General features: G+C 63.9%; 4 protein-coding genes. All 4 read right to left on the reverse strand.

The features are described from left to right. On the reverse strand, positions 1 to 310 hold a 310-nt coding region (locus SIN08_RS09840), incomplete at its 3' end, for a hypothetical protein (RefSeq protein WP_322451401.1). Beyond that, on the reverse strand, positions 307 to 6,471 hold the full coding sequence (locus tag SIN08_RS09845) for a GEVED domain-containing protein (RefSeq protein WP_322451402.1): 6,165 nt from the start codon (positions 6,469 to 6,471) through the stop codon (positions 307 to 309). The genes SIN08_RS09840 and SIN08_RS09845, both read right to left, overlap by 4 nt. 438 nt (positions 6,472 to 6,909) lie before the next feature. Beyond that, complete coding sequence (locus tag SIN08_RS09850) at positions 6,910 to 7,260, reverse strand: AraC family transcriptional regulator (RefSeq protein ID WP_322451403.1); 351 nt, start codon at positions 7,258 to 7,260, stop codon at positions 6,910 to 6,912. A 150-nt stretch (positions 7,261 to 7,410) separates the two neighbouring features. Further along, the coding region (locus tag SIN08_RS09855; protein WP_322451404.1) for a hypothetical protein at positions 7,411 to 7,603 on the reverse strand (193 nt) is incomplete at its 5' end.

A 7,603-nucleotide genomic window follows, 5' to 3' on the forward strand; every position in this document is an offset into this window, starting at 1 on the left:
CTTCGACAGGCTCAGGACGGGCCTCGCCCGGCGCAAGCGCCGAATCCGCGGTGGGCTCGGCGCTCTCGTCCACCGTCTCCCCGTCGACGCTGATCTTGAAGGGGATCGACGGCGCATCCGCGGCGCCTTCCGCCTCCGTGTTCGCGCCCACCGGCAGCGCGTGGACGGAGCTGTCATGGGCCGTCTTGCCATCGAGGCCGTCCTCGGCCAGCGCCGGCGGCAGCCCCGCCAGCGCCCCCGCCAGCGCCGTGCACCCGAGGAGAAGAAACCTGCGGTCGAGCAGGCCGCGCGCAGTCAGGTTCACCCTCATTGTCCCGCCTCCACACGCGTCTCGATGTTCAAGGGGTAGGCCCGTTGCCGTTCCCGCCATCGCTCGGTGATCAATTCCTTCATGTGCTCTACGCGCGCTTCGGCCAGCTCCGGATCGCTGCCCGCGTCGATGTAGGTGAGCCGCAGAACCGACCGCTCCCGGCCGAGCACCGCGATCAGCTCGTCGAGGCCGGCCGCCCAGCGCGCGTCGAGCTCCGTCTCGCGCGGCACGAAGGCGGCATCCTGGAGATCCAGACGCACCACCCGGCCGATCGAGGCGCCGAAGTTGAGCTTGGTCATCTTGCCCGCCGTCAGGCGCACCACCCGCGGGTTCTCCGTCGTCAGCCGGTAGCCGGTCGGCAACGTGCGCTCGTCGAGCTTCATGATGAAGTTCGAGCCGATACGGCTGTCCGGCAGGTCGGCGCAGGCGACGTGGAAGCGGCCGTGCGCATCCGTGGTGATCAGCCAGCCCTTGACGGTGGCCACCCGCACGCCGGGAAGCCCCGGCTCGCCCGCGTCCTGGTAGCCGTTGCCGTTCACATCGTCGAACACCTTGCCGATGATGTCGCCGCAGTCGAAGACCGGCTCCACCAGGATCTCCACCACGGCCCGCGCCTCCGGCGCCAGCTGCCGCCCGGCCGCATCCTGCGCGCGGGCCCGGTTGACATGCTCGCCCGGACCGGCCGAGGAGAGCGCCACCAGCCTGAGCCGGATCTCGATCTCGCCATTGCCTTCCAGCGACAGGTTCGCAAAGCGGATCTCGCGGCCGCCCTCAAGAGGCGTCACCTCCACCCCGTCAATCGTCGCCGAGCCTTCCACGAAACGGAACCCGGACGGCACCCGGTCGACCACCGTCAGACCGTCCACCCGCGAGCCCGCATGGTTCGTCACCCGGATCGTGAACGGCGCCTGCTCGCCGCGACGGATGTAGCGCAGATCGGCAAGCTTGACGATGGAGATCTCGCTCGCCGCCGCCGGCAGGGAGAGCACGGTCACGCTCTCTTCCGATTCGACCGGCGTGCCGTTCACCCGCGTGCCGTTCGCATAGCCAACCGCCGTCGCCGTGTTCTCGACAGCGTTCTCGATCCCCGCTGCCGCGTCGATGTCCAGCTCTGCCAGGGTGTAACTGGCGGTAAACTTCCGCTCCTCGCCGGGCTGGAGCGTCGCGGCGGAAGGCGCGAAGTCGGACAGTGTTCCACCGCCATCGATATCGCCGAAGAGCGGCCCATCATCCTGCGGCACGACATCGGACAGCGGCACGTTGCCCGTATTGGTCACCGTGAAGGTGTAGCGGATCGTATCGCCCGGGTTGGCAAAGCCGTTGGCGTCCGAATCCTCGTACGCACCCTCCTTGAGCAAGGTCAGCGCAGGCTTTTGCGGATCAAGCGTCACGCACTGGTCCGATGGGCACTCGGGGTCCGGTCCGCCAGGCTCTCGAATGATGTTTCTAAGGGAGACCGCGTCGTCGGGCAGCGGGTCGATCACCTCGACGACGGCGGTGAGCACGAGCACTCCAGGGTTCGTCCCGTCGTGGCCCGGTACATGAAGCCCTGACCATTCCACGACTCCGCCCGAGCTTTCGCCAGAATGCGCGCCACCATTATCCGCCGAGACGAACACCATGTTCGGGTCGAGAACGTCCTCGATAGCGTAATCGTTGGTTGCGCCGGCTTCGTTCGTCAGGGTGATTTCGTAGGTCAGTTGCTCCCCCGGCTCGGCGATGCCAGCGGTGCTGCCGTCCTCTGACACCAGCCGCTTCACCGGCGTGACGTTGGCGGTGGTGGAAATGTCCACGCATTGCGCGGAGGGGCATTCCGGGTCCGGATCCGTCGGATCGCGCTTGATGATGTTGCGAAGCCTCGTCACGCCCGACGGCAGGGGATCGTCGACCCGGGTAACGACAGTCAGCACCAGCGTGCCTGGCGTGCTGCCGGTCTGCGCCGGGACCGTCAGGCCACTCCAGCGAATCCAGCTGCCCTCGTCCGTGCCGCCGCCGGCATCGACGACGGTGACATTGGAGCCGTATGCGTCGATCAGGCCGTAGTTGGAATGCGCCACGCCCCCCGTATTTGTAAGGGTGATCTCATAGGTGAGATCCTCGCCCGGCTCGGCCATGCCGTCGGTCGAGCCGTTTTCGGCCACGAGAAGCTTTTCAGACGATACATTCGGACCGGTCTGCGTGATCACGCATTCCGGCGGCGTCGGCGTAACCTGGCAATCGATGGTCTCGCCTGGCTCGCGGGCTATATTGGTGAGCTGAGTGACGCCCTTGGCGATCGGCTCGTCCACCCTCACCGTGACCGTCACCACGCGCACGCCGGGATTGGTCCCGTCATGCGCGGGCACGGCGAGCGCCCAGGCCACGTGATCGCCCATCAGTTGGCCGCCATTGTCGGCGCCGGTGAAGGCGGTGTTGGGGTCGAGCAGATCCTGAAGCCGGTAATCCGGGTCGGCGCCGCCCTCATTGGTCACCGTGATGCGGTAGGTGAGTGTCTCACCGGCCTCGGCGACGTTGGCCATTGTGCCGCTCTCGTTTACCAGCTCCTTCAGCTTGCTGATCTGCGGGGCCGCGGACGTCGTCACGCATTGCTGCGGTGTTTGCTGGCAGTCCACTGTCTCGCCCGGCTCGGCGGCGATGTTGGTGAGTTGCACCACGCCTGGATCCAGCGGGTCATCGACTTCCACCACGACGGTCAGGACGCGCTCGCCCGGCGTTGTTCCGTCATGCGCGTCGATGGCAAGCCCGCTCCACGTTACCGTGCCGCCGCTTTCCGTGCCGCCATCCGTGGCGGAGATGAAAGTGGTGTTGGGATCGAGCCGGTCCTCGACCTCGTAACCGGTCACCGGACCGCCCGTATTGGTGAGGGTGATCTCATAGGTGAGCCGCTCTCCGGGCTCGGCCACGCCCGGCCGTGATCCGTCCTCGGAGACGAGGAGCTTCTCCTTGTCGACCACTCCCGGTACCGGGGTGATGACGCATTGCGGCGCCGGGCAATCGGGCACAGGCTCCGTCGGATCGTAGGCGATATTGGTGAGGCGCGACACGCCGCCGGGTATGGGGTCGACCACCGTGACGACCACCTCGAGGGTCAGGATGCCGGGCGTGGAAGGCGTGCCGCCGGGGACCGTCAGGTCCGTCCAGTCCACCTGGCCGCCGGGGCTGCCGCCCGAATGGGCGCCACTGTTGTCCGCCGAGACGAAATTCGTGTTCGGGTCGAGCAGGTCGCGATGGTCGTAGTCCGACGTGGTGCTGCCCGAATTGCGCAGCGTGATCTGGTAGGTGAGCTGCTCGCCGGGTTCGGCAACGCCGGCCGTGCTGCCACTCTCGGCAACGAGCTGCTTCTCGCTTTCGACGAAGGGTGGCGGCGGAAGGACCACGCATTGTGCCGACGGGCAGGGCGGGGGCGGCTCTGTCGGCGTCTTGGCGCTGTTGACCACCTGCTCGCCAGGGGGCAGCGGGTTGATGACCTGCACCACCACCTGAAGCACCATGGTGCCCGGAACACCCCCGTCCTGCGCCGGCACGGTCAGCGTCCACTGCACCTCGTTGCCGGCGAGCGTGCCGCCGTGGGAGGCGCTCTGGAACACGACATTGCCGTCCAGAATGTCGGCGATCTCGTAGTTCGACGCCGTGCCGCCCGTATTGGTGAGCGTGATCTCGTAGGTGAGGAACTCGCCGTCCTGCGGGAAGAGGTCGTCAGCGATGCTCTCGTCGACCAGCGCCTTGTTGATCGAAACGTCGGGCGGGATATCATCGTTGGTGATGGTGCAGACGGCGCTCTGCCCGCTGTCCAGGTTCAGACTGTTGCTGGCCACCGGCGCGCCGCCGTCGATGGCGCAGCGATAGGTGCCGGCCGTGTAGCCGGCCGGACCGGTCTCGCCGAGGGCGTAGCTGCCTGCCGGGACGACCGCATCCGTCACCGCCGGATCGCCCGTCGGGCCGGAGATGTTGGCCGGACCCGATGCCGTCAGGATGAAGTCCTCCACTTCGGCAATGCCGCCATCATTGTTGACGAGCGTTTTGCGCAGCGTCAGCGTCCCCGGCTCGTCATCATTGGTAATCGTGCAGACGGCGACCTGCTCGTTGGCGAGCGTGATCGAGTTGCCGGAAACCGGCGTGCCGCCGTCGACGGTGCAGACATAGTCGCTCGCCGTGTAGCCGGGCTGATTCGTCTCGCTCAGCGTATAGGTGCCGGCGGTCACAGGGACATCCGTCACATCAGCGCTGCCGCTTATGCCGGTGATGGTCTCCGGCCCGTCGGCGCTCAGCGTGAAATCGGCGACCGTCGCAGTGCCGCCATCATCGGTCACGACGTTCTTCTGAAGCGTCAGGAGCGGGGCGGCAACATTGGTGTCGGAGGCGGTGTTGTTGCTCGTGTCGGGATCGGTCATGTCGTCCGGCGATGTGACTGTCGCGGTGTTGGTCAGGCTGCCCGAATAGCTGTTCGGAATACTCATGGTGAGTGTGTAGGTGACGGAGGCGTCCACCGGCAGGTCTGCGGTAGTGTCAATCGCACCAGTGCCATTTGCCGCACCGCACACGCCGCCATTGACTGGGCTGCCACAGGTCCAGTTCGCCTGCGTGATGCCCGCCGGCAGCGAATCGGTAATCTGAGCGCCGGTCACATCGCCCGGCCCGTTGTTGGTGACCACGATGGTGTAGGTGGCATCAAGGCCGGGCGTGTATGTCGTCACGCCATCGTCCTTCGTGATGGAGAGATCCGCCACACCCTGCTCGATCTGGACCTGATAGTCCTCGACCTCACCTGACCCCGCAGCGCCGTTGAAGGCGAGACCGGTCTGGTTTGCCACGCGGAAGCGGGCCAAGGTAGTGCCAACCACAGCGTCCGCAGGCACGGTGACACTGAACGTGTTCGCGCCTGCAACAATCTCGGCATCGATCAGAATCTGGTCGCCGGCCTCGGCAAAGCTGCCATCGCCTGCCCAGTCGATCCAAGCCTGCAGGCGCGTACTCGCACTGACATTGCCGACATCGACCTGTATCTCGGCCGTGCCTTCGGTTTTCATGGTCGGGAGAACAGCGCCGTCCTCGTCATTGGTTCCATTGGCATTGTCGCCTGTCGCGTCCGCATTGGGCTGGCCGTCCACCTCGAAGTCGGGCAGCCCACTGCCGAGATACGGCCCGCCGGCGACGATCGCATGATACGCGCCGTTGCTGGCACGCAGCGTGCTGTAGCTGTCCGGCGCGTCGCCGTAGTCATAGAAGCATTCCGGCAGCACCGGACCGCCCAGGCGGGCCAAGTCGCCGGGGCCGCCATTGTAGTTGAGCGCCGGAGCCGGCGGGTTGTACTGATCGGCTTCCTTGCGCACAATTACCGGGTTGGCGAAGAATGGATCGTTGGCATGACCAAGCTCATCTGTTCCGCGATTCTCCGCGATATTCAGCCGGCAAGCGTCCGCCTGCGGGCTTCCATTGCGAGCAGAGAGATTTTGCGTGAAGGCAGTCCCGACAACTGCGTAGGGTTGGGGAAGCCCGCTGTCGAAGCCGCTGTTCTGGGCAGATATAGGGACATTCGAAACCCAGCCCGCATTCGGATCGAAAACGAGGAACTGCATTTCGCCATAGCCAATGATGCCCATGCCGTTGGCGGCGAAGTCGAGATCGGATACAAACGAAAAGCCGCTCCCGAGGGAGATCGATCCGCCCACGACCTGGCCGGTCGAAGGACTTATCTGGACCACGTCGCCCGACACGCAATCGATGGTCCAGAGACGGCCCAAGCCGTCAAAGGCCGCGCCGGAGATTCTGCGCCCGGTCAGCCAGTTGCCGACATAGGTGAATTCGCCAGTGCTGGTGTTGATGGAGACCAGCCTGGAGCGCATGCTTGTGCCACAGTTCGCCAAATTAATGGGCAAGAACGTGGCATCCGCGGTGTCGTCCACCGCGAAGCCATAAAGCGCGCCAGTAAGGCTCGTTGCAATGCCGTCCACGTACATCCGCCCATCCGCTGCATGGCGCAGATAGGTGCCGTCGCCACCGACCTGGATTTGAGCGTTAGTTGCATCGTTCCAAAGGAACAGGCCCGTGGCGCCCGTTTCCGCATCCGGGGCGCCAGCGCGCGTACGCGTGAAATAAAAGGAGTCCGCGAAGGCCGGGGCCACATCCACAATGGAAGCAAGGCACACAAGCAGAAGCGCCAAGATCCCCCGTTTGAAGCGCGATTCCTCGCGACCGGAACGAGGATTACCGATGCGAGCCCACGCGTCCTCGCCGCAGCCTGCGAATACGGTGTACAGCCACGCCGCACTTCTCACAGGAATTTCCGAAAAATGGCGCGCGACATCGCGCAGCGAAAATGCATTCCGCATGCAAAGGCCCCCTCGAATGACATCACCCGACGGAGGATCGCACTTTCAGTACGCAGACCTGTATCGTACTGCCGAAACGTTGCGCCGGCTTCCCATGAAATCGAACGCGCTGCATCAAAAGCTTCGGCACGACCCCCTGCCGGACAATTCCGACTGGGTCTAAGAAGCACAGTTTTGCGAGGTTGTATTCAGGAAAAAGCTGTGCATTTCAGCATATTACTGATTTTTTCACAAAACTACGGCATCAATGTCATTGGGGCAGCGTTGTCACTATTGTGCAACACGGAGAAGTGCGCGACACATCATGATCGATGTGAAAATATTTATCTTTTCGGCCCGAATCATCGTCGGCATCCTCTGCCGGTATTTGCTCATCGCCGAGGTGAGATGGCTATGGCTTGAGAAGCCCCTCATGGAAGCAACCTGACCATACGGCAGGTCACTTTCGACAAGCAGCCTTTCGGCAAAATCGAGGCGCAGATTGATGAGATATCTGTGTGGTCGCTCTCCGAGCGTCTTGGTGAAGGCGATGATGAAGTGATTGGGTGAATGGTTGCAGAGCGCCGCAAGTTCTCCGACGGACAGTTTGCGGGTAAAGTTTTCGGCCAGGTATTCCTGCATCCTGCGCATTTTGCCCGGACAACCCGCTCTTCGCCATGACTGGTCGTTTCTTGAAGCCTGTGCAATTGCGCAGAAGATGGATACTGAAGAAGGTGATCAGCGAATCGACATAAAGCACGTTCGCCGGCTCGCTTTGCGTCAGCTTAATCTTCAGCAGTTCAGCGACGTGCAGGGCATGCAGATCGAGTGGAGCGACAACACTGCGGGCGCATTTGCTGCATGGTTGCGACCTCGACGGGTGTTCTGATGAATGTCGTCGCGATGCGCCCTTGGGGATCGGAGTTTTTCAATCATGTCGGTCGCCATGTAGATGCCTTTCTGGGCCGCCGCATATCCACCGGGC

It is taken from the genome of Chelativorans sp. M5D2P16, assembly GCF_034427935.1.
Taxonomy (GTDB): Bacteria; Pseudomonadota; Alphaproteobacteria; order Rhizobiales; family Rhizobiaceae; genus Chelativorans.

Bases quoted from the DNA above. Each gene is read 5' to 3' on its own strand.
- SIN08_RS09850 (WP_322451403.1), bottom strand. From the start codon at position 7,260: ATGCAGGAATACCTGGCCGAAAACTTTACCCGCAAACTGTCCGTCGGA.